The organism is Blastococcus sp. SYSU DS0669, assembly GCF_054050895.1.
In genome coordinates, this window is the sequence record NZ_JBJHAE010000004.1 from 1 (window position 1) to 21948 (window position 21948).

A 21948-nucleotide genomic window follows, 5' to 3' on the forward strand; every position below is an offset into this window, starting at 1 on the left:
GGCGGGCCCCCTCGCAGGGGCCCGCCGCGAGCCTGCGAGCGGTGGGGGGCGAGGGAGTCCTTACCGGGAGTAGAGCGCCTCGACGTCCGAGCCGAACTCCTTCATGACGACGTTCCGCTTGAGCTTGAGGCTCGGCGTGAGCATCCCGTTGTCCTCGGTGAAGTCGGTCGCCAGCACCGTGAACCTCTTGATCGCCTCGGCCTGGGAGACCGCCTTGTTGGCCTCCGCCACCGCGGCCTCGAGCTCGGCGAGCACGTCGGGGTCCTCACGCAGCTGCGCGGCCGTGAGGCCGGTGTCCTTGCCCTTGGACTCCAGCCACTGCGGCAGGGCCTCCTCGTCGAGCGTCACCAGGGCGGCGATGTAGGGCCGCTGGTCGCCCACGACGATGCACTGGCTCACCAGGCGGTGGGCCCGCAGCCGGTCCTCGAGCACGGCGGGGGCGACGTTCTTGCCGCCCGCGGTCACCAGGATCTCCTTCTTGCGGCCGGTGATCCGGACGAAGCCCTGGTCGTCGATCTCGCCGAGGTCGCCGGTGCGGAACCAGCCGTCGGGGTCGATGGCCTCCCGGGTGGCGTCCTCGTTCCTCCAGTAGCCGCGCATGACGATGCCGCCGCGGATGAGCAGCTCGCCGTCCTCGGCCACCGAGAAGGCGACGCCCGGCAGCGGGCGGCCGACGGTGCCGATCCGGATCGCCCCGTCGTGGTTCACCGAGGCCGCCGCGGTGGTCTCGGTGAGGCCGTAGCCCTCGAAGACGGTCACGCCGATGCCGCGGAAGAAGTGGCCGAGCCGCTCGCCCAGGGGGGCGCCGCCGGAGATGGCGCCCAGGCAGCGCCCGCCCAGAGCGGCCCGCAGCTTGCCGTAGACGAGCTTGTCGAACAGGGCGTGCTGCGCGCGCAGCCCCAGCCCCGGGCCGCCGGTGTCCTGGGCCCGCGACCAGTCGATGGCCACCTGTGCGGCCTTGTCGAAGATCTTGCCCTTGCCGTCGCCCTCGGCCTTGGCCTTGGCGCTGTTGAACACCTTCTCGAACACGCGGGGGACGGCGAGCACGAAGGTGGGCTTGAACTCGCCGAGGTCCTCGACGAGGTTCTTCACATCGGGCGTGTGGCCGATGACGGTGCGGTTCTTGACGGCGCCGACCTGCAGGACGCGGGCGAGGACGTGGGCCAGCGGGATGAACAGCAGCAGCGAGCCCTGCACGTTCATGAACCGCTCGAGCAGCGTGATGCCGTTGCCGATCTCGAACAGGAAGTTGCCGTGCGTCAGCTCGCAGCCCTTGGGTCGGCCGGTGGTGCCGCTGGTGTAGATCAGCGTGGCCAGGCTGTCGGCGCCGAGCGTGGCGCGGCGGGCGTCGAGCTCGCTGTCGGGCACGTCGGAGCCGGAGGCGGTCAGCTGCTCCACCGCGCCGTCCTCGATGACGAAGACGGCCTTCAGCTCGGGGGCCTGGTCGCGGACCGACTCGATGGCGGCGGCGTGCTCGTCGCGCTCGACGACGGCGACCGTGGCTCCGGAGTCGGAGAGGATCCAGGCGACCTGGTCGGCGCTGGAGGTCTCGTAGATCGGCACGACGACGGCGCCGGCGGTCCAGATGGCGTAGTCGAGGACGGTCCACTCGTAGCGCGTCTTCGCCTGCAGCGCGACGCGGTCACCGGCGGCCACCCCCGCGGCGATCAGCCCCTTGGCGACGCCGCGGACCTCCTCGCCGAACTGCCGCCACGTGACGTCGGTCCAGCGACCGTCCACCCGGCGCCGGAGGCCTACCTCGTCCCCGTGCTCGGCGACGTTGGCCGCCAGCATGTCGGTGAGGGCCTCGTCGGGGCCCACCTCGTGCGTTGCTGGAACGCTGAACTCGCGCACGCCCGGTCCTCTCCTCCCCGACCGCCCGCCGGGCACCGTCGCCCCGCGGCCCCGGTGCGGGGACGTCCGGGTCAATCTAGCGGCTGGTGCTACCGGGCAGTAGCCGAGTGCCGTGGTGCGCGGGCCCGGCCGGCACCCGAACGGCTAGCCTGCTGCCCATGGCCGACCAGTCCACCCAGTCGATCGTCGTCGAGGCGCCTGCGGCCGAGGTCATGGCGGTGATCGCCGACTTCCCCTCGTACCCGCAGTGGGTCTCCGCCGCCAAGAAGGTGGAGGTGCTCGAGACCGGCGAGGACGGGCGGGCCCGCCGGGTGCACTTCGTGCTCGACGCCGGGGCGGTCAAGGACGACTACGTCCTCGAGTACACGTGGGACGACGACCGCCGCGTCTCCTGGACCCTGGTGAAGGGTCAGATGCAGAAGCGGCAGGAGGGCTCGTACACCCTCGTCGAGAAGGACGGCCGGACCGAGGTCACCTACTCGATCACCATCGACCTCTCGATCCCGATGCTCGGCATGATCAAGCGGAAGGCCGAGAAGGTCATCCTCGACACCGCGCTCAAGGAGCTCAAGAAGCGCGTCGAGGGCTGAGCCGCCGTGCGCACCCTGCTGGTCACCGGCCCCGGCGGGGCGGGCTCGTCGACGGTGGCCGCGGCCGCGGCCGTGCGCGCCGCCCGTGAGGGCCGGCGCACCCTCCTGCTCTCCCGCCAGCCGGCGCCGGTGACCGGCCTCGGCGACGTCCCGGGCCTGCGCACCCGGTGGGTGGACGGCCGCCGGGCGCTCGAGGAGCTGTGGGGCGCCCACGCCGGGTCGCTCGGCCCGCTGCTCCCGCACCTGGACCTGCCGCCGGCGAGCTCGGTCGTGCCGGTCCCCGGCGCGGGGGAGCTCGCGCTGCTGGCGGCGCTCGGCTCGGCCGACGCCGACCTGGTGGTGGTGGACGCCGGACCCCTGCGGGACGGCCTGGCGCTCGCCGGCCTGCCGGGGTCGCTGCGCTGGTGGCTGGACCAGGCGCTGCCGCCGACGGCGCGCGCGCTGGCCGCCGTGCGGACCGCGTCGGTGGCGGCCGGCGCCGTCCGCCCCGGTCCGCTGGATGCTCTGCTGGCCGCGCTGCCGGCCGTCGAGCGGCTGCTCGCCCGGGACCGGCTTGCCGACCCCACGGCGACCGCGGTCTGGCTGACCACCGGGGCCCACCGGTCCGCCGTCCCGGTGGCGCGGCACGCGGCGACCGTCCTCGGCTTGCACGGGCTCGGGGTCGCCGCCGTGCTGGCCCGCGTGCTCCCGGCGGGGGGCGTGGGGGAGTGGTGGAGCGCGCGCGCCGCCGAGCAGGACCGAGCGCGGGCCGGGCTGACGGAGGTGGCCCCGGTGCACGAGGTGGCCGAGCTCCCCGCGGCGCCGGCGGATGTCGCCGACGCCGAAGGGCTGCTGGCCGGGGTGGAGTTGGCCCACACCCGCGCGCCGGTGCGACCGGCCCCACGCCGGGGCGAGGGCGGGTGGCGGCTGGACGTGCCGCTGCCCTTCGCCGACCGCCCGGATGTGGGGTTGACCCGGTGGGGCGATGACCTCGTGGTCACCGTGGGGGAGGATCGTCGTTCGCTGCGCCTGGACTCGTTGCTGCGCCGGTGCGAGGTGACCGGCGGGAGGCTGCTCGCCCCCGCCACCGCCGACGCGCGGCTCGAGATCAGCTTCCGCCCGGATCCGCAGCAGTGGCCGGCCGACCTCCTGGCGGCCGAGGAGAGGACCAGATGACCACCGGTGCCGACTGGACCGACCAGGCCCGCCGTCTGCTCGACGCCGTGCGCGCGGGGGCCGAGCGGTCCCCCGACCCCGCCACGGGCGAGCACGGCGGCGACGACTGCCGCTGGTGCCCTGTGTGCCAGGTGGCGGCCGTGCTGCGCGGTGAGCGCCCCGAGGTGACCGCGGCGCTGGCCGACGTCCTCACCACCGCGGCCGCCGCGCTGCGCACGTTCGCGGAGCAGCCGGGCGCCGGGAGCACCGCCCCGGACCCGGATCCGCAGCCCGCGGAGCAGGCCGAGGAGCCCGTCGTCCAGCGGATCGACATCGCGTGACCGGGCCGCAGGTGACGGCCCTTCCGGCGCTCGGCATCGACATCGGCGGGACCAAGGTGGCCGGTGGCCTGGTGGCCCCCGACGGCGCGATCGTGGCCACCGCCCGCCGGGCGACGCCGGGTGCCTCCGTCGGCGACACCGAGGACGCGATCGCCGCCGTCGTCGAGGAGCTCGCCGACGGGCACGCGGGCGCGATCGTCGGCGTCGGGGTGGGCGCCGCCGGGTGGTTCGACCGCACCGGGGACACCGTGCTGTTCAGCCCGCACCTGGCCTGGCGCAACTCGACCCTGCGCAAGGACCTGGCCGCGCGGCTGCAGCGGCCCCTGTGGGTGGGCAACGACGCCGACGCCGCGGCCTGGGCCGAGTACCGCTACGGCGCCGCCCGCGGTGCGGACCTCGCCCTGATGATCACCCTGGGCACCGGCATCGGCGGGGGGATCGTGCTCGACGGGCGGCTGCGGCGCGGATCGCACGGCGTCGCGGGGGAGTGGGGGCACATGCGCGTCGTCCCCGACGGCCGGCTGTGCGCCTGCGGCAACCGCGGCTGCTGGGAGCAGTACGCCAGCGGGACGGCGCTGGGCCAGACGGCGCGCGAGGTGGCCCGCACCTCGCCGGCCGCCGCCGCCGTGCTGCTGGAGCGGGTCGACGGCGAACCCGACCGCCTCACCGGCGAGCACGTGGCCCGGGCCGCGTACGACGGCGACCCGCTCGCCCTGGAACTGGTCACCGAGGTCGGCCACTGGCTGGGGCAGGGGATCGCCGACCTCGCCGCCGTGCTCGACCCCGAGGTGGTGGTGATCGGCGGTGGGGTCAGCGTGCTCGGCGAGATGGTGCTGCGCCCGGCCCGCGAGCGGCTGGAGCGCGCGCTGCCCGGCCGCGGCTTCCGGCCGGGCCCGCGCGTCGTCGCGGCCGCGCTCGGCGCCCAGGCCGGGATCGTGGGCGCGGCCGACCTGGTCAGGAAGGCCGTCGCCGAGGGGGAGCACTGACGGTCGCCCCGAGCGGGCCCCGGAGGGGTCCGCGCAGGGGCGACGCAGCGGCTCAGGGCAGGTGGGGACGGCTCGTGGCCGCGGTGTCCGCCGGCAGGCCGACGATCAACACAGCTCGCGGGCCAGCTGCTCGAGGAACAGGCCGATGTCGGTGACGATGCCCATGGCCTGGGCGCTGCCGCGGTCGGCCAGCTTCGTCACCGTCGCCGGGTTGATGTCGACGCACACCAGCGGGATCGACGCCGGCAGGATGTTCCCGGTCGCGATGGAGTGCAGCATCGTGGCCACCATGATCGCGAACCCGACGTCCTGGAGCTCGGCGCGCATCGCCCGCTGACCCTCGATGACGTCCGTGTGCACGTCGGGCAGCGGCCCGTCGTCACGCACCGAGCCGACCAGCACGAACGGCTTGCCGGCCTCCACCATCGCGTGCATGACGCCGCCGGTGAGGACGCCGGAGTCGACGGCGGCCCGGATCGAGCCGGCCGCCCGGATGGTGTTGATCGCCCGGATGTGGTGCTCGTGGCCGTGCGGCACCCCCGAGCCCTTGGCGAGGTCGACGCCGAGCGAGGTGCCGAAGAGCGCCGACTCGATGTCGTGCGTGGCCAGGGCGTTGCCGGCGAAGAGGACGTCGACGTAGCCGGCCCGGACCAGCCGCACCATCGCCGGGGAGGCGCCGGTGTGCACCACCGCCGGGCCGCCCACCCAGAGCACCCGCTGGCCGGCGGCCTTGACCTCGCGCATGCGCTCGGCGATCTGCCGGACCAGCAGCGCCTGCGGCTTCTCGCTGGAGACCGCCGAGGACATGAAGCCGAACTCGTCCTCCGTGCCCCGGGCGGCCTGCGCCGGGAGCTCGACCCGCACGCCGTGGGCACCGCAGACGACGGCGTCGCCGGCGCGCACGTCGCTGACCGGGACGGTGCGGACCACGGTGCCGTCCTCCTCGGTGGTGACCACGAGGCCGCAGTCCATCTCGGGGTTGCGCACCCGCAGCCACTCGCCGTCCAGCCGGACCAGCGTCTCCAGGTTGGTCGTGGAGTAGAAGTCGTCGGGGAAGACCCCGTCGGCCGGCGCCGGGCGGGTGGTGGCGGTGCCCGGGTCCACCGGGTTGGCGCCGTGCACCTGCACCCGCATGAGGATGCGGTCCAGCCGCTCGGCGGAGTCCGCCCGGATCTCGATCAGCGCGGTCGACTCGTCGGCGTGCTCGCGCCCGAGGTCCAGGTCGGCTATCCGGTAGTCCCCGCCGTACTCGAGGACGTCGTCCAGCACGCGGCCGAGGATGCCGGTGTCCATCAGGTGGCCGGTCACGGTGACCGTCGCGGTGGCCGGGGCGGTGGAACTGGCCATCTCAGACCACCGCCCCGTCGTCGCCGTCGTCCGAGCGGTCGCGCATGCGGGAGACCAGCAGGGCCACCCCGCCGGCCACCACCCCGACGCCGAGCACGAGCCCGGCGTCGGCCGACAGGCCGATGATCGAGGGGACGCCGATGAGCAGGATGCCCGCGGCGACCAGCAGCACGGCGTACAGCGCCGCGGGCGCCGGGACCGGCAGCGGCGGCGGTACCGGCGGCTCGTAGTGCTCGTCGGGCCGGTCGAGCACGGGCACCTCGTGGGGCGCCGGCGGTGGCGCGTCCGACGGGAGGCCCTCGACGACGGGGCGGCCGTGCTCGGCCTCGAACGCGGCCACGATGCGCCGCCACTCGGCGTCCTCGTCCAGGTCGCGCCCGGCCGGGCGGCGCAGGACCCGCGGCTCGGCGGGGTGGTCGTCGGCGTGCTGCTCGACCAGACCGCGCGCCTCGACCTGCCGCGCCCGGTCGACGAAGAGCCGGTCCGAGGGCGGGCTGGGCAGGACGACCGACCGGGTGTAGGGGCCGACGTCGGCGGCGGGCTCCAGGTAGGCGGCGATGCCGGCGGCCTCGAGCAGGTCGAGCAGGTGCTCGCCCACCCGCGGGTCGACGTCGCGCAGCGGGCTCCAGAGGACGGCGTCCAGGCCGTTGTCGCGGCGTCCCCGGCCGCGGCGGTCGGTCACCGTCGCCCGCCCGACGGGGCGTCGGGCTCACCGGCGGGCACGCGGGCGCGGATCCACTCCGCCGACCGGCGGAAGATCAGCGGGGCGTCGTTGTCCAGGGTGGCCACGTGGTAGCTGTCCTCCAGGACGACCTCGGTGGTGTCCTCGCTCGCCACCCCGGCGAGCAGGATGGTGCTGTTGACCGGTTCCACGACGTGGTCCTCGGTGCTGCGGAAGACGATGACCGGCGCCGTGACCCGGGCCAGGTCGGCGCGGGTGGCGGCCCAGAGGCCGCGCAGCTGCATCATGGCCCGGATCGGCAGCCGGGGGTAGGCCAGCTCGGTCACCCCGGGCTTCTTGATGTCGCTGGCGATCGGCGCCCAGCTGGGGGTGACCCGGGCCAGCAGCGGCAGCAGCTTGGCGTCCCATCTCCGGGTGAGCAGGGCCGGGTTCACCAGCAGGAGCCCGGCGACGTCGTCGGGCCGCACCTGCGCCAGCCGCGTCGCGAGCGTGCCCCCCATGGAGAGACCGGCGACGAAGACCCGGTCGCAGCCGGCGGCCAGCTCGTCGAAGGCCGCCTCGACCGTCGCGGTCCACTGGTCGTGGGTGCTGGCGTTGCAGTCCTGCCAGCGGGTGCCGTGGCCGGGCAGCAGCGGGCACCGGACGGCGAAGCCCTCGGCCGCCAGGTGCTCGCCCCACGGCCGCATGCTCATCGGCGTCCCCGTGAACCCGTGGACGAGGAGCACCCCGGTGCGGCCCTCCGGCCCGTCGCCGCCGGGGAAGGCGAACGGCTCGGCGCCGGGCATGACCTCGGGTGCGGGGGTCGGTCCGGGCACGGTGCTCCTCCTGGCATCCGGCGTCGCGCCGGTGTCTGCTGGGTCACGGCGGGCCCGGATTGTGATCGGGGCCCCAGGCTCCCTAGTCTGGCAGTCCCCGAGGGAGGCGTGTTGTTCTACTGGTTCCTCAAGTTCGTCGCCATCGGCCCGCCGGCACGGGCCCTCTTCCGCCCGAAGGTGGAAGGCATCGAGCACGTGCCCGCGACGGGCGCCGCCATCCTCGCGAGCAACCACCTGTCCGCGGCCGACTGGATCTTCATGCCGCTGCAGCTGAAGCGGCGGGTCACGTTCCTGGCCAAGGCGGAGTACTTCACCGGCACGGGCGTGAAGGGCTTCCTCCAGCGGGCCTTCTTCACCGGTGCCGGGCAGGTGCCGATCGACCGGTCGAGCGCCTCGGCCGCCGAGGGCGCCATCCGGACCGGCATCCGCATCCTGCGCGACGGGAAGCTGCTGGGCATCTACCCCGAGGGCACCCGCTCGCCGGACGGGCGCCTCTACCGCGGCAAGATCGGCGTCGCCCGCATGGCGTTGGAGACGGGGGCGCCCGTCGTCCCGGTGGCGATGGTCTACGGCAGCCGGCGGCTGCCCTTCGGCAAGAAGCTCACCCAGGTGCGGGTCCGGATCGGGAAGCCCCTGGACTTCAGCCGCTACGAGGGCCTGGCCGGTGACCGCTTCGTGGAGCGGTCGATCACCGACGAGATCATGTACGAGATCATGACGCTGTCGGGCCAGGAGTACGTCGACGTCTACGGCGCCACGGTGAAGAAGTCGATGGACGCCACGGGGGCCAGCGCCGTCGAGGTCGTCGCCACCCTGCAGCCGCCGGTCACCGAGGTCGCCGACCGCGCCCCGACGACGCTCGCCGGCTAGCGCGGCAGGAGCCGGTCGAGGACCTCGCGCAGCAGCGCCAGGAGCTCGGCGCGGGGCATCGTCGGCTCCACGACCCACTGGGCGACGAGGTCCTCGGTGAAGGCGAAGAAGGCGAGCACGAGCTGGCGGCGGCGAGCGTCGTCCGGCAGCCCGAGGGTCCGCAGCCCGACCTCCACCAGCCGGTCGCGGGTCTCCGCGTACACCTCCGCCACCCAGGGGTCGCCTCCCGCGGCGCCGCGCACGAACGCCAGGTGGGTCTCCCGGAAGGTCTCCACCCAGCCGACGTAGCGGTCGAGCATCCCGTCGACGGCGCTCGCGCCGGTGCCCTCGTCGGCCGAGCCGGGCCGCGGCAGCAGGTGCGTCCAGAGCAGCTCCGCCGCCGCCCGGGTGACGGCGGCGTAGTAGTCGCGCTTGCTGGGGAAGTAGTGGAACAGCAGGCTGCGGCTGATCCCCGCTCGGCGGGCCACCTCGTCGATGGTCAGCTCCTGCACCGGGGTGGTGGGCAGCAGCTCCAGGCCGATCTGCACGAGCTGCGCCCGCCGGTCGCCCGCCGACCGGCGGCCCCGCCCCGTCCCCTCCGGGGTGGCCGTCACGCCGCCGCGCCCCGCGTCACGCCCGGTCCCGGTCACCGACGGCGCCGGCCACGAGCCGCAACAGCCCGTCGACGACGAGGCCGGGCCGTTCCTGCGGCAGCATGTGCCCGGTGCGCGCGGCCCGGTGCAGGCGCGCCGCGGGCAGCGCCTCGGCGAGCTGGGCGCTGTGCCGCTCGGGCGTCAGCTTGTCGCTGTCGCCGACGAAGATCTCGACCGGGACCCGTGCGAGCGCCCCGAGCTCCGTCCGCTTGTCGTGATCGCCCAGGGCGGGCAGGAACTCGACGAAGGACCGCACCGTGGACGCGTGCATGATCCGCGCGCCCTCCAGGACCATCTCGTCGGTGGCGTCGGCGCCGTAGAGCAGGTCGCGGACCATCGTCCGGTGCCGCGGGTGGGTCGGCGGCAGGAGGTCGCGCAGCCGCTCGAGCAGGCCGGCCCCGGCGAGGGCCGCGGCCAGCACGCCGGGGCGCACCTTGGCCATGCGCCCGCCCGCCGACCGCGGGTCGGAGGCGAGGTCGCCCGCCGACGTCGACACCAGCGCGACGCCGCGCACCCGGCCGCCGAACAGCTCGGGCCGGGCGGCCGCCAGGCACATGATCGTCATGCCGCCCATGGAGTGCCCGCCCAGGACGACGGGCCCGGTGGGCACCAGCTGGTCGAGCACCTCGGCCAGGTCGGCACCCAGCCGGTCGAGGGAGACGGGCGTCGTCGGGCGGGTGGGCGGCGGCCACGTGGAGCGGCCGTGCCCGCGCTGGTCGTAGCGCACCAGCCGCAGCGCGCCGTCGGCCACCGGGTCGGCCAGCAGCCCGGCGACGTCGTCCCAGGCGACCTGCGACAGCGTCCAGCCGTGGGCGAGGACGAGGGTCACCGGCGCCTCGTCGGCGCCCTCGACGGTGGCGTGCAGGCGGGCGCCGTCGTCGGTCGCGACCGCCGCGGTGCGCCGGCGGACGGTGCGGGTGAGCGTGCCGGTCACGCCGCCTCCTCCTCGCGGACGGGCGCCCCGGCCGGTACGCCGACGTAGTTCTCCCGGTCCAGCTCCTTGGTGAGCCTGCGGAACCGGAAGGTGAAGTCGGGCCAGAGCGTGGTGTTGTGCCCGTGCCGGTCCAGGTACCAGCTGGCGCAACCGCCGCCGAGCCACACCGTGCCGCGGGACTTCCGCGCGATGAGGTCGCGGTAGGCCTCCTGGGCCTGCGGCGTGGTCTCCAGGACGGCGAGGTCCTCGGCCGCCATGGTGCGCAGCGCATCGTCGACGTAGGCCACCTGCGACTCGATCATGTAGACCATCGACGTGTGCCCGACGCCGACGTTCGGGCCGACCAGCAGGAACAGGTTGGGGAAGCCGGCGACGGTGGTGCTGCGGTTGCTCACCATGCCGTCGGCCCACACCTCGGCGAGGGACCGGCCGTCGCGGCCGCGGATCCGCTCCGCGATCGGCAGGTCCGTGACGTGGAAGCCGGTGGCCAGCACGAGGGTGTCGGTGGGGCGCTCGACCCCGTCGCGGGTCACGATCGAGCGCGGCCGGATCTCGGCGATGCCGGCGGTCACCAGCTCGGCGTTGGGGGCGCAGACCGCGGGGAAGTAGTCGTTGCTGATGAGGATCCGCTTGCAGCCGATGGTGTAGTCCGGCGTCAGCGCCGCGCGCAGCCTCGGGTCCCGGACCTGCCGCTCGAGGTGCGCCTTCGCGAGCCGGCCGACGGGCTTCAGGAACGCCCGCCGCTTGGCCATGCCGATGACGAGGAACTCGCGCAGGGCGTACAGCACCCCGCGGACGGCGCGCTGCAGGCCGGGGACCAGCCGGTACAGCCGGCGGGTCCACGGCCGGACCGGGTGGTCGGTGCGGGGGACGACCCACGCCGGCGTGCGCTGGTAGACCGCGATGCTCTCCACCTGCGGCTGGATCGCCGGCACGATCTGGATCGCCGAGGCGCCGGTGCCGATGACCGCGACCTTCTCGCCGCTGACGTCGTGCGATGAGTCCCAGCGGGCCGAGTGCATGACAGTGCCCTCGAAGGTCTCCAGGCCCGGGATGTCGGGGTAGGTGGGGTCGGCGAGCGCCCCGGCGGCCGAGACGAGGACCTGGGCGCGGAACTCGCCGGCGGTGGTGGTGACCAGCCACCGGCGGGCGTCGTCGTCCCACCGGGCGGCGGTCACCTCGGCGCCGAAGACGCAGTGCGCCCGCACGCCGAAGCGGTCCGCGGTGGCCTGCAGGTAGGCCTGGATCTCGGGTTGCTCGGAGTAGGAGCGCGGCCAGTCCGGGTTCGGCGCGAAGGAGTAGCTGTACAGGTGCGACTGCACGTCGCACGCCGCTCCCGGGTAGGTGTTGTCGCGCCAGGTGCCGCCGACGTCGTCGGCCCGCTCCAGGAGGACGAAGTCGGTCTCACCGCGCTGCCGCAGCGTGATGCCCATGGCCAGGCCGGCGAAGCCGGACCCGATGACCGCCACCCGCACCTCGCGCGCGGCACCAGGGGCGGTCGTGGCGTGTGCCCGCATCGTGCTGGTCACCTCGGTCGGCTCCTTCCGTCGGCTTGCTGAGCAACGGTGAGGAAGCTACAACAGTCGTTGAGCAGTGCTCAACACGAGCGCGACGAGCTGAGGAGCAGCCCCATGGCGTCCCGACACCGCACCCCGCTGGCCGGGAAGTCCGTCCTGATCACCGGTGCCGCGCGGGGCATCGGCGCCGCGCTCGCCCGCAAGGCGGCCGCCCGGGGCGCGCGGGTCGCCCTCGTCGGCCTGGAGCCGGAGGAGCTCGCGCGGGTCGCCGACGAGCTGGGTCCCGAGCACCTGTGGGTGGAGGCCGACGTCACCGACGCCGACGCGCTGGCCGCGGCCGTGCGGCGCACCGTGGACACCTTCGGCGGGCTGGACGTCGTCGTCGCCAACGCGGGCATCGCGCCGCTCACCACGGTCATGACCAGCTCCGCCCACGCGCTGGCCCGCACCGTCGAGGTGAACCTGATCGGCACGATGCTGACCGCGCACGCGGCCCTGCCGGAGCTCGCGCGGCGCCGCGGCCACGTCCTGCTGATCAGCTCCGCCGCGGCGTTCACCGTCCTCCCCGGCATGAGCGCGTACTGCGCGTCGAAGGCCGGTGTGGAGCGCTTCGGCGACGCGCTCCGGCTGGAGGTGGCGCACCGGGGCGTCACCGTGGCCAGCGCGCACCCGACGTGGATCGACACCGACATGGTCCGCGACACCGAGGCCGCGCTGCCCACCTTCGCCGCGACCCGCCGGGGGCTGCCCGGGCCGCTGGGCGCCTACACCTCGGTGGAGGCGTGCGCCGAGGCGCTCGTGGAGAACCTGGAGACGCGCCGCCGCAGGGTGTTCGTGCCGCGCTCGGTCGGCACCGTGGCCGCCCTGCGCCAGCTCGTCACCGGCGTCCTGGCCGAGAAGCTGGCGATGGCGGTCTCGGCGAAGCGTGTGCCGCAGCTCGAGCGGGACATCGCGGCGCTGGACGGCCGCGAGTTCGGGTCCCACTCCGTCGGCGACCGGCCCACCGGCGCCGCGTAGCCGGGGCGCCGGCATCCGGCCGCCCCCCTACGGTGGACGCCGTGCGCCGCTACTTCTACGACACCGAGTTCATCGAGGACGGCACCACCATCGACCTCGTCTCCATCGGCGTCGTGGACGAGTCCGGGCGCGAGTTCTACGCCGTCAGCACCGAGTTCGACCCGGGCAAGGCGATCCCGTGGGTGCGTCGCAACGTGCTCGACCAGCTGCCCCCTCCCGCGGACAGGGCGTGGCGCAGCCGGGAGCGCATCCGCGAGGACCTGCTCTCCTTCCTCACCGCGCCGGGGGAGGAGATCGAGCTCTGGGCCTGGTTCGCCGCCTACGACCACGTGGCGCTGTGCCAGCTGTGGGGCGCGATGCCGGCCCTGCCGCGGCCGATCCCGCGGCTCACCCGGGAGCTGCGCCAGCGCTGGGACGACCGCGGGCAGCCGCCGCTCCCGCCCAAGCCCCAGGGCACGCACGACGCGCTGGTCGACGCCCGGTACAACCTGGCGCGGTGGCGGGCGATCGAGTCGGCCGGGGGATGACCTCGCACGCCGGCGAGGACCGGGCGGCCGAGGTGGTGGCGGAGGTCGGTGCCGCCGCCGCGCGCGAGCACGGGCTGCCCCCCGCCCTGCTGGGCGGGTACCTGGCCACCCTGGTCGACGTCGCCGTGCAGGGCAGGTCCCTCAGCCGGGACGAGGAGGCGCACTGCCGGTCCCTGGGTGCCGAGGCCGCGCGGCGGGGGGTCGGGTTGCCGGCGCTGGTGGACCTCTACATGAGCGCCTCGCGCCGGCTCTGGTCGCGTCTGCCGCAGCTGATCGGGGACGTCCGCGGCCGGTCGCCGCGGTCGTCGGACCTGGTGGCGGTGGGTGAGTCCGTGTGGCGGGGCGCCGACACCGCCCTCGGCGCGCTGGCGGCCGGGCACGACGAGGCCCAGCGCGAGGTGGTCCGCCGGGAGGAGGCCTTCCGGCGCGAGTTCGTGGACGACCTGCTCACCGGCCGGTCGGAGGTCGGCTCCCTGGTGGAGCGCGCGGCCCGGCTGGGTATGGCCCTCACCGGCAGCCACACCGTGACGGTGGCGGCCACCGACCGGCCGACCGATTCGGGGATGCCCCTGACGAGGTGGCTCGAGGACGAGGCGCGGCTGCGGTTCGGCGACCGCGCCGTGCTCGTCACCGCCAAGGACGGCCGCCTGGTCAGCGTGCTGTCCTCCGGCGCCGCGGACGGCCCGGCGGAGGCCGACGGCCGGGAGCTGGCGGAGGCCGCCGGCCCGGCCGTGGCCCGGCTGACCCGGCGACCGGAGTGGCGCGTCGGGGTGGGGCGTTCGCACCCGGGTCCGCGCGGTGTGCCGCGCTCGTACCGGGAGGCGGTGGACGCCCTGGAGGTGGCCGAACGGCTCGGGCTGCCTGATCGCGTCGTCCATGCGCGGGACATGCTCGTCTACCGGGTCCTGCTACGGGACGAGGAGGCCATCTCCGACCTGGTCGGCACGGTGCTCGGACCGCTCACCGGGGCCCGCGGCGGGGCAGGGCCGCTCGTGGCGACGGTGGAGGCGTACTTCGCGGACGGGCGCAACGCGGCGTCGGCCGCCCGCCGCCTGCACCTGAGCGTCCGGGCGGTGACCTACCGCCTGCAGCGCGTGCGGGAACTGACCGGCTACGACCCCGGGGCTCCGGCGGACCAGTTCGCGCTCATGGTCGCGGTGACCGGGGCCCGGTTGCTCGACTGGCCCACGACGCCGCTCGGCACCGCCTAGCAGGAGGGGTCGGGTTGCCGGGTCCCGGCAAGGACCGCGCCCGGTAGTCGTCCGGGCCGGGACCTGACGCGCCGGCGCGCACCCCGCCTAGCGTCGGCGCATGACACGGAGCACCCACCCGGTTCCCCGCTTCCGCGCCCCTTCCGCCGCACTGCCACCCCGGCGGCCGGTGGTGGCGCGCCGGCGACGTCCGGCCGTGCCCCCGCACGAGCGACCGGTCCCGCGCGGGCACCTGGGGGAGCTCTTCCTGGAGGTGCGGCGCGACGGGCGGCAGCCGGTGGTCGCGGTCTCCGGGGAGCTGGACCTCGTCGGCCGGGAACTGCTCGAGGCCGTGCTGGCCCACGTCCGCTCCACCCACGACGGCGTGCTCGCCCTGGACCTGTCCGGGGTCACCTTCGCCAACTCGCACGGGCTGTCGCCGGCGCTGGACGGTGACGTGGTCCTGGTGGCCGCGTCACCGCCGGTGCGCCGGCTGCTCCGGCTCATGGGCCACCCCACCGACCGGACGGAGTTCTGATGCTCTCCCTGCTCTGGCTGCTCGTCGTCGGCCTGGTCGCCGGCTTCCTCGCTCGTGCGCTCGTGCCCGGCAAGGACTCGATGAGCCTGGTCGGCACCCTGCTGCTCGGGGTGTCCGGCTCGATCGTGGGCGGCCTCCTCCTCGGTCTGCTCTTCGGTGGCTTCCGCGACCGGGGCTTCGGCCCGGCGGGGATCATCGGGGCGGTCATCGGGGCGGTGATCGTGCTCGTCGTCTACAACCGGATCTCTGCACGGCGGGGATCCGGCACGGACGCACGCGGCGCGGCCTGATCCACGGTCATGGGCACGGCCGCGCCGCTCCCGCCGGAACCGCCACCGACCCCGGCGTCCGCAGGCGCGCTCCTCCCGTCGACGGCCTGGCGACGCGCGCTGTGGCGGAGGGCGGTGCGCTGGAGCCGGGTGCTGGTGATCGCGTCGTTGCTGGGCCCGGCGCTCGTCGGCGCCCTGGTGGCGCCCTGGCAGGTGACGCTCGTGCACGGCCCGACCCTGGGGCTGCTCCTCGGCGGGACGTTGGCGCTCGCGGACGGGGGCTTCCCCCGCGAGGCGGCGTCCCGCCGGCTCGTCGTCCGGGCCGCGGGGGCAGGGATCCTGCTCGTGCCGTTCGGAGCGGCCCTGCCGGTCCTGGGCTCCCTGGGCGGGTTGGTCGTGCTCGTGCTGCTCGTCGTCGGCTCCCTGGTGGCGGCCGACCGGCTGGCCGAGGACCCCGCGGTCGAGGTCGGCGCGGCCGCCGGGGTCGCGGACGTCCTGCCCGTGCTCCCCACGGCCGAACTGGCCGACCGGTGGGTGGAGACCGAGGAGATCCTCCGGTCCGGGCAGCACCGCGACCGGGTCGTCGAGGTGCGTGCCCTGCTGCTCGACGAGCTGAGCCGCAGGGACCCGGACGGGGTCGCGGCGTGGGTGGCCGCGGGAGGCCGGTCGCCGCGGCCCTACCTGAGGGCCGACCGCGACGGAGCCGGCTGATCGGAGGCCCACCCGGTGGCCGAGGCCCTCCCCGGAGGAGTTCCGGGGAGGGCCTCGGCGGCGCGGGCGCCGGATCAGACGGTGAAGGCCGCGAGCAGCCGGTTGAGCTCCTTGGAGAGCCCGTCGAGCTCCCGCGCCGCGGAACGGGCCCGCTCGACGTCGGTGGCGCTGTCGTCGGCGTCGCGGCTCACCGAGGTGAGCGTGGTGGTGACGGCGCCGGCGCCCTCGGCCGCGGTGGCGACGCTGCGGCTGAGCTCCCGGGTGGTCGCCGTCTGCTCCTCGACCGCGCTGGCGATCGTCGTCTGGTGGTCGTTGATCGCCCGGACGACGTCGGCGATCCGCGAGATCGACCGCACCGCCTCGGTCGTCTCGGACTGGATGCCCTGCACCCGCTGGGCGATCTCCTCGCTGGCCTTGGCCGCCTCCTGGGCGAGGTCCTTGACCTCGTTGGCCACGACGGCGAAGCCCTTGCCCGCGTCACCGGCGCGCGCCGCCTCGATGGTGGCGTTGAGGGCCAGCAGGTTGGTCTGCTCGGCCACGCCCGAGATCACCTTCACGACGTCACCGATCTCCGCGGAGCTGGCGCCGAGCGCGGCGATCGTCGTCTCGGTCTGCTCGGCGAGCGCGGCCGCCTGACGGCCGACCTCCGCGGCCTCGGCGGCGCTGCGGGCGATCTCGGTGATCGAGGCGCCCATCTCCTCGGCGCCGGCCGCGGCGGAGGAGACGCTGCTGCTGATCTCCGACGCCACGCCGTGCGCCCCCTGGGCCTGGTCGCGGCTGCGGGCGGCCCGCTGGGCCAGGCCGTCGGCCACCGCGGACACCCCGGCCGCGGAGGCGGCGACCTCCTGCGCGCAGCGGTGGATGTCGCGCACCGTGCCGGCGACCTTGTCGACGAAGCGGTTGAAGGCGCCGGAGAGCTGCCCGACCTCGTCGTCGCGGGAGTCGTCCATCCGCTGGGTCAGGTCGCCCTCCCCGTCGGCGATCTCGGCCATCCGGTCGCGCAGGTGGGTCAGCGGCCGGGTCAGCCGGTGGCCGACCCACCGGGCGAGCACCCCGCCCAGCACGGCGATCACCAGGGCGGCGACGACCATGGCCCACACCATCGACGAGCGACCGGACTCCAGGGACTCCTCGGCGCCGGCGAAGTCGGCGTCGCGCGCGACGGTGGCGATGACCCAGTCCCAGGGGGCGTAGTAGGACACCCGGACGGTGGTCGGGCCGGCCTCGGGGTCGTCGTAGCGGACGGTCGCCTGCTCGCCGTCCTGGAGCGGCAGCGCGGCGTCGACGATCTGCCGCACGTAGGGGACGCCGTCGGCGTCCGTGGCGTCGAGCAGCTGTTCGCCGTCGCGGCTGCCGTCGGGGCTGATCAGGACCGTGCCGGCGCGGTCGCCGGTGCCGCCGTAGACCTCGACGTGGCCGTTCTCGCCGATGGTGGTGGCCTGCAGCCCCTCGCGGAGCGCGGGCAGGTTCTCCTGCTTCACCCCGACGTAGAGCACCCCGACCACGTCGCCCGCGGGCCCGAGGATCGGCTCGTAGGCCGACACCAGCCAGGAGTCGACGACGAAGGCGTTGCCGCGGTAGGTCTGCCCGCCGCTGACCGCCGCCGCGACCGGGTTGGGCTTGCCGTCGGGGTTCACCGCCGGGATGTAGGTGCCGATGGCGCGCGTGCCGGTGGCGGTCTGGACGTTCGTCGCCACCCGCAGGAAGTCGCCGGAGGGCGTCTTCTGGAAGATCGTGACGGTGGCGCCGACCATCTCCTTGATGGTGTCGACCACCGGGGTGGGGACGGCGGCGTCGCTGTTCTTCCCCAGCCATTGCCCCCCGACCAGCACGCGGGGCAGGGCGACGGGGGTGACCTCGCCGTTCATCTGGTTCTTGGCGTCCCAGGCGACCAGCCCGCGGCCGGAGTCGTCGACGGCGAAGCCGCCGGACTGCTGCAGGACGTATCGGGCGGTGGCCAGGTCCGAGTCGACCTTGGCGGCGGTCGAGGCGCCCTGGGTGGCGACGACGTCGTAGGTCCCGCGGGCCGCGCGGCTGATGTCCTCCTCGACGAGCGCGTCCATGTCACGGGCGGCGTCGTCGGCGAAGCGGCTGCTCTGCCAGGCGCTCACGCCACCCATGGCCACCCCGGTCACGGCCACGCTGGCCACCGCCAGCGCCACCACCTTGGTGCGGATGCCCCAGCCGGACGGCGTCGTCCAGGCGGGGAGGGAGGTCCAGCGCATCGTCGGCCTTCCGGGTCACGGCAGCGACCCGGTGTCGCTGCCAGGAGCTGTCTCGGCAGGTAACGGCCGGCCCGGTACCGGAGCGGGCGGGGTGGGACGGATCGTGACCTGCGGGTGACCGGGTGGGGCGCGATCCGGCCACCCGCCGCAGCCGGGGACGACGGCGGTGCCCGAAAGGCTGGACGGGGCGGTGACCTGCGGCATCATGGGCGGCACACCCGGGTGCCGCCCGGCCGGTTCCGCGGAGGGACGCATGCGCATCGGCATCCTGACCGGCGGCGGTGACTGCCCCGGCCTCAACGCGGTGATCCGTGCGGTCGTGCGCAAGGGCGTCGGCGAGCTCGGCGACGAGGTGATCGGCTTCCGGGACGGCTGGCGCGGCCTGCTGGAGGACGACGGCGTCCCGCTGGACCTGGCGTCGGTCCGCGGCCTGCTGCCGCGGGGTGGAACCATCCTGGGCACGTCCCGCACCAACCCCTACGCCGTCGAGGGCGGTCCCGAGCGGGTGCTGGACACGCTGCGGCGCTCCGGGGTCGACGCCCTCGTGCCCATCGGCGGGGAGGACACCCTCGGCGTCGCCGCCCGCCTGGCCGCGACCGGGCGGGTGCGCGTGGTGGGCGTGCCCAAGACCATCGACAACGACCTCGACGCCACCGACTACACCTTCGGGTTCGACACCGCCGTCGGCGTCGCGATGGAGGCCATCGACCGGCTGCACACCACCGGCGACAGCCACCACCGCGCCCTGGTCGTCGAGGTGATGGGCCGGCACGCCGGGTGGATCGCGCTGCACGCCGGCATGGCCGGTGGGGCCACGGTGATCCTCATCCCCGAGCACCCCTTCGACGTGGAGGCGGTCCTCGACCACGTGCGGCACCGGTTCGACTCGGGCTACTCGCCGATCATCGTCGTCTCGGAGGGGGCGCAGCCCAAGGACGGCGGCATGGTGGTCGCCACGGGGGAGAAGGACGCCTTCGGCCACGTGCGCCTGGGCGGGGTGGGCCCGGCGCTGGCCGCGCTGCTCGAGGAGCGGACCGGGCGGGAGGCCCGCGCCGTCGTCCTCGGGCACGTCCAGCGCGGCGGCACCCCGTCGCCGTTCGACCGGGTGCTCGCGACGCGGTTCGGCCTGGCCGCGGTGTCGGCGGTGCACGCGGGGGAGACCGGGGTCATGGTGGCCCTGCGGGGCACGGACATCGTCCGCGTCTCGCTGGGCGAGGCGACCGCGCAGCTCAAGCTGGTGCCCGCCGAGCGGTACGCGGAGGCCGAGGTCTTCTTCGGCTGAGACCCCCGAAGTGCGGAACCGGCGACACGGCCTCTGGTGGCAGCGGGTGTCCGCCGTACTCTCGGGGGCGTGAGCCTCCCCGAACCTGCCGAGCTGGTACCCGGTCTGGACCGGTGGCGGGAGCTGCCCGCCGCCCAGCAGCCGCGGTGGCCCGACCGCGCGGCCCTGGACGCCGTGCTGGAGACCCTGTCCACCGTCCCGCCGATCGTCGCCCCGAGCGAGGTCGACACGCTGCGCGCGCAGCTGGCCGACGTCGCCCAGGGCAAGGCGTTCCTGCTCCAGGGCGGCGACTGCGCGGAGACCTTCGACCTCAACACCGAGCCGCACCTGCAGGCCACCACGCGCACGATGCTGCAGATGGCCGTCGTCCTCACCTACGGGGCGAGCGTGCCCGTCGTCAAGGTGGGCCGGGTGGCCGGCCAGTACGCCAAGCCGCGCTCGTCGGACACCGACGCCCTCGGCCTGCCGTCCTACCGCGGCGACATGGTGAACTCGCTGGAGCCGGTCCTCGAGAAGCGGATCCCCGACCCGAACCGGCTGGTGCGGGCCTACGCCAACTCCGCCGCCGCCATGAACATGATCCGGGCCTACGCCCGCGGCGGCCTGGCCGATCTGCACGCCGTGCACGACTGGAACCGCGACTTCGTGGCCAACTCGCCGGCCGGCGTGCGGTACGAGGTCATCGCCCGCGAGATCGACCGGGCGCTGGCGTTCATGCGCGCCTGCGGCATCGACTCCGACGCCCTGCGCGGGGTGGAGCTGTTCAACTCGCACGAGGCCCTGATCCTCGACTACGAGCGGGCGCTGCTCCGCATGCACGAGGGCCGCCCGTACGCATTGAGCGCGCACTTCGTCTGGGTCGGCGAGCGCACCCGGCAGATGGACGGCGCGCACATCGAGTTCGTCTCCAAGCTGGCCAACCCGATCGGCGTGAAGATCGGCCCGACGACGACGCCCGAGCAGGCCACCGAACTCGTCGAGCGCCTGGACCCCGACGGCATCCCCGGCAAGCTGACGCTGATCAGCCGCATGGGCAACGGCAAGATCCGCGACGTCCTCCCGGGCATCGTGGAGAAGGTGACCGCGAGCGGCCACCGGGTGGTGTGGCAGTGCGACCCGATGCACGGCAACACCCACGAGTCGCCGACCGGCTACAAGACCCGCCACTTCGACCGCGTCGTCGACGAGGTGCTCGGCTTCTTCGACGTGCACCGGGCGCTGGGCACCTGGCCCGGGGGCATCCACGTCGAGCTCACCGGTGAGGACGTCACCGAGTGCCTGGGCGGCGCGATGGAGATCAGCGACGAGGACCTCGACAGCCGGTACGAGACGGCGTGCGACCCGCGGCTGAACACCGGGCAGTCCCTGGAGCTGGCGTTCCTGGTCGCGGAGATGCTGCGTGGCTGAAGAACTCCCTGCCCCCCACCGCTCGCAGGCTCGCGGCGGGGCCCTGCAGGGGGCCGTAGACCTCCGGTCGGACACGGTCACGAGGCCGACCCCGGGCATGCGGCGGGCGATGGCCGAGGCCGAGGTCGGCGACGACGTCTACGTCGAGGACCCGTCGGTCACCGCGCTCGAGGAGCGGGTGGCGGAGCTGTTCGGGCACGAGGCCGCGCTGTTCGTGCCCAGCGGGACCATGGGCAACCAGATCGGGATGCGTCTGGTCTGCGAGCCCGGGCAGGAGGTCCTCTGCGACGCCGACGCCCACGTCGTCACCTACGAGATGGGCGCCGCGGCGGCGATCTTCGGGATCTCCACGCGCACCGTGGTGTCGGCCGGCGGGCGACTGGACGCCCGGCAGCTCGTCGAGCAGGTCCGGCCGCAGGACAACTGGCACCTCACGGCCACCGCGGCGATCGCCGTGGAGAACACGCACAACCGCGGCGGCGGGCTCGTGCAGCCGCTGGACCAGCTGCAGGAGCTCTGGGACTGGTCGCGGTCGGCGGGTGTGGCGGTGCACCTCGACGGGGCGCGGATCTGGAACGCGCACGTGGCGTCCGGGGTGCCGCTGTCCACCTACGGCGGGCTGGCCGACACCGCGTCGGTCTGCTTCTCCAAGGGCCTCGGGACGCCCGTCGGCTCGGTGCTGGTGGCGTCGGCGGAGCGGATCGCGACCGCGCGGCTCTGGCGCAAGCGCCTCGGCGGCGGCATGCGGCAGGTCGGCGTCCTGGCGGCCGCCTGCACCTACGCGCTCGACCACCACCTGCCCCGGCTGCGGGAGGACCACGACCACGCCCAACTCCTGGCCAAGCGGCTCGGCGTCGACCCGGCGTCGGTGGAGACCAACATGGTGGTGCTGGACGACGTCGAGGCGCCGATGCTCGCCGAGGCGGCGAAGGCCGAGGGCGTGCTGGTCAGCCAGGTCAGCGCCCGCAGGGTCCGGCTCGTCACCCACCTGGACGTCGACCGGGCCGCCGTCGAGCGCGCCGCCGACGTCCTCGCCGAGCTGCTCGACCGCTAGCGGGCCTCCGCGCCGGCACCCCGGGC

General features: G+C 74.9%; 22 protein-coding genes. 14 read left to right on the top strand and 8 right to left on the bottom strand.

Annotation, left to right across the window (positions count from 1 at the left end):
* Positions 1 to 60: 60 nt before the first annotated feature.
* Complete coding sequence (locus ACI792_RS06070; protein WP_456601805.1) at positions 61 to 1854, bottom strand: AMP-dependent synthetase/ligase; 1794 nt, start codon at positions 1852 to 1854, stop codon at positions 61 to 63.
* Positions 1855 to 2012: 158 nt separating this feature from the next.
* Here ACI792_RS06070 and ACI792_RS06075 point away from each other — a divergent pair, with 158 nt between their 5' ends.
* From ACI792_RS06075 to ACI792_RS06090, 4 genes are read left to right on the top strand one after another with little or no spacing between them, the layout of a single operon-like run.
* Positions 2013 to 2444: an SRPBCC family protein gene (locus ACI792_RS06075; protein ID WP_456580959.1), complete on the top strand. Its 432-nt coding sequence runs from the start codon at positions 2013 to 2015 to the stop codon at positions 2442 to 2444.
* 6 nt (positions 2445 to 2450) lie between these two features.
* Positions 2451 to 3599, top strand: coding sequence for an ArsA-related P-loop ATPase (locus tag ACI792_RS06080; protein WP_456601806.1), 1149 nt, complete (start codon positions 2451 to 2453; stop codon positions 3597 to 3599).
* Entirely contained in the window at positions 3596 to 3919 is a 324-nt protein-coding gene (locus ACI792_RS06085; RefSeq protein WP_456601807.1) for a hypothetical protein, read from the top strand. The genes ACI792_RS06080 and ACI792_RS06085 overlap by 4 nt, the downstream gene beginning before the upstream one ends.
* Complete coding sequence (locus ACI792_RS06090; RefSeq protein ID WP_456601808.1) at positions 3916 to 4905, top strand: ROK family glucokinase; 990 nt, start codon at positions 3916 to 3918, stop codon at positions 4903 to 4905. Before ACI792_RS06085 ends, ACI792_RS06090 begins: the two co-directional genes overlap by 4 nt.
* A gap of 105 nt (positions 4906 to 5010) precedes the next feature.
* On the opposite strand, the gene ACI792_RS06095 is transcribed toward ACI792_RS06090, so the two are convergent.
* The 3 genes from ACI792_RS06095 to ACI792_RS06105 are packed head-to-tail and all read right to left on the bottom strand — an operon-like array spanning position 5011 to position 7749.
* Positions 5011 to 6252 (bottom strand): ornithine cyclodeaminase, nickel-pincer nucleotide-dependent, encoded by a 1242-nt coding sequence (locus ACI792_RS06095; RefSeq protein ID WP_456601809.1) that lies wholly within the window; start codon positions 6250 to 6252, stop codon positions 5011 to 5013.
* Position 6253: 1 nt separating this feature from the next.
* Positions 6254 to 6934, bottom strand: a complete 681-nt coding sequence (locus tag ACI792_RS06100; RefSeq protein ID WP_456601810.1) for a hypothetical protein — start codon at positions 6932 to 6934, stop codon at positions 6254 to 6256.
* Positions 6931 to 7749, bottom strand: a complete 819-nt coding sequence (locus ACI792_RS06105) for an alpha/beta hydrolase (protein ID WP_456601811.1) — start codon at positions 7747 to 7749, stop codon at positions 6931 to 6933. The genes ACI792_RS06100 and ACI792_RS06105 overlap by 4 nt, the downstream gene beginning before the upstream one ends.
* A gap of 108 nt (positions 7750 to 7857) precedes the next feature.
* On the opposite strand from ACI792_RS06105, the gene ACI792_RS06110 reads away from it, so the two are divergent.
* Positions 7858 to 8619 (top strand): lysophospholipid acyltransferase family protein, encoded by a 762-nt coding sequence (locus ACI792_RS06110; protein ID WP_456601812.1) that lies wholly within the window; start codon positions 7858 to 7860, stop codon positions 8617 to 8619.
* On the opposite strand, the gene ACI792_RS06115 is transcribed toward ACI792_RS06110, so the two are convergent.
* From ACI792_RS06115 to ACI792_RS06125, 3 genes are read right to left on the bottom strand one after another with little or no spacing between them, the layout of a single operon-like run.
* A complete protein-coding gene (locus ACI792_RS06115; protein ID WP_456601813.1) occupies positions 8616 to 9212 on the bottom strand; it encodes a TetR/AcrR family transcriptional regulator in 597 nt (198 codons plus the stop codon). The two genes, ACI792_RS06110 and ACI792_RS06115, sit on opposite strands and share 4 nt — an antisense overlap.
* 16 nt (positions 9213 to 9228) lie before the next feature.
* On the bottom strand, positions 9229 to 10185 hold the full coding sequence (locus tag ACI792_RS06120) for an alpha/beta fold hydrolase (RefSeq protein WP_456601814.1): 957 nt from the start codon (positions 10183 to 10185) through the stop codon (positions 9229 to 9231).
* Positions 10182 to 11714 (bottom strand): flavin-containing monooxygenase, encoded by a 1533-nt coding sequence (locus ACI792_RS06125; RefSeq protein WP_456601815.1) that lies wholly within the window; start codon positions 11712 to 11714, stop codon positions 10182 to 10184. The genes ACI792_RS06120 and ACI792_RS06125 overlap by 4 nt, the downstream gene beginning before the upstream one ends.
* Before the next feature lie 102 nt (positions 11715 to 11816).
* Between ACI792_RS06125 and ACI792_RS06130 the strand changes: the two genes are divergently transcribed.
* The 6 genes from ACI792_RS06130 to ACI792_RS06155 all read left to right on the top strand — a co-directional run bounded on the left by ACI792_RS06130 (position 11817) and on the right by ACI792_RS06155 (position 15954).
* The gene (locus ACI792_RS06130) at positions 11817 to 12719 is read left to right on the top strand and encodes an SDR family oxidoreductase (RefSeq protein ID WP_456601816.1); all 903 of its coding nucleotides are present in this window, start codon (positions 11817 to 11819) and stop codon (positions 12717 to 12719) included.
* 41 nt (positions 12720 to 12760) lie between these two features.
* Complete coding sequence (locus ACI792_RS06135; RefSeq protein ID WP_456580947.1) at positions 12761 to 13246, top strand: polyadenylate-specific 3'-exoribonuclease AS; 486 nt, start codon at positions 12761 to 12763, stop codon at positions 13244 to 13246.
* Positions 13243 to 14457: a PucR family transcriptional regulator gene (locus tag ACI792_RS06140; RefSeq protein ID WP_456601817.1), complete on the top strand. Its 1215-nt coding sequence runs from the start codon at positions 13243 to 13245 to the stop codon at positions 14455 to 14457. The genes ACI792_RS06135 and ACI792_RS06140 overlap by 4 nt, the downstream gene beginning before the upstream one ends.
* A 100-nt stretch (positions 14458 to 14557) precedes the next feature.
* The gene (locus tag ACI792_RS06145; protein ID WP_456601818.1) at positions 14558 to 14974 is read left to right on the top strand and encodes an STAS domain-containing protein; all 417 of its coding nucleotides are present in this window, start codon (positions 14558 to 14560) and stop codon (positions 14972 to 14974) included.
* Complete coding sequence (locus tag ACI792_RS06150) at positions 14974 to 15264, top strand: GlsB/YeaQ/YmgE family stress response membrane protein (protein WP_456601819.1); 291 nt, start codon at positions 14974 to 14976, stop codon at positions 15262 to 15264. The genes ACI792_RS06145 and ACI792_RS06150 overlap by 1 nt, the downstream gene beginning before the upstream one ends.
* A gap of 114 nt (positions 15265 to 15378) precedes the next feature.
* The gene (locus tag ACI792_RS06155) at positions 15379 to 15954 is read left to right on the top strand and encodes a hypothetical protein (RefSeq protein WP_456601820.1); all 576 of its coding nucleotides are present in this window, start codon (positions 15379 to 15381) and stop codon (positions 15952 to 15954) included.
* A gap of 74 nt (positions 15955 to 16028) precedes the next feature.
* Here ACI792_RS06155 and ACI792_RS06160 read toward each other — a convergent pair whose 3' ends face one another.
* Positions 16029 to 18179: a methyl-accepting chemotaxis protein gene (locus ACI792_RS06160; RefSeq protein WP_456601821.1), complete on the bottom strand. Its 2151-nt coding sequence runs from the start codon at positions 18177 to 18179 to the stop codon at positions 16029 to 16031.
* Between the two features lie 253 nt (positions 18180 to 18432).
* Between ACI792_RS06160 and ACI792_RS06165 the strand changes: the two genes are divergently transcribed.
* From ACI792_RS06165 to ACI792_RS06175, 3 genes are all read left to right on the top strand, one after another.
* Positions 18433 to 19461, top strand: coding sequence for a 6-phosphofructokinase (locus ACI792_RS06165; protein ID WP_456601822.1), 1029 nt, complete (start codon positions 18433 to 18435; stop codon positions 19459 to 19461).
* 69 nt (positions 19462 to 19530) lie between these two features.
* Positions 19531 to 20868: a class II 3-deoxy-7-phosphoheptulonate synthase gene (locus tag ACI792_RS06170; protein WP_456601823.1), complete on the top strand. Its 1338-nt coding sequence runs from the start codon at positions 19531 to 19533 to the stop codon at positions 20866 to 20868.
* On the top strand, positions 20861 to 21922 hold the full coding sequence (locus ACI792_RS06175; protein ID WP_456601824.1) for a threonine aldolase family protein: 1062 nt from the start codon (positions 20861 to 20863) through the stop codon (positions 21920 to 21922). Before ACI792_RS06170 ends, ACI792_RS06175 begins: the two co-directional genes overlap by 8 nt.
* Positions 21923 to 21948 lie beyond the last annotated feature (26 nt).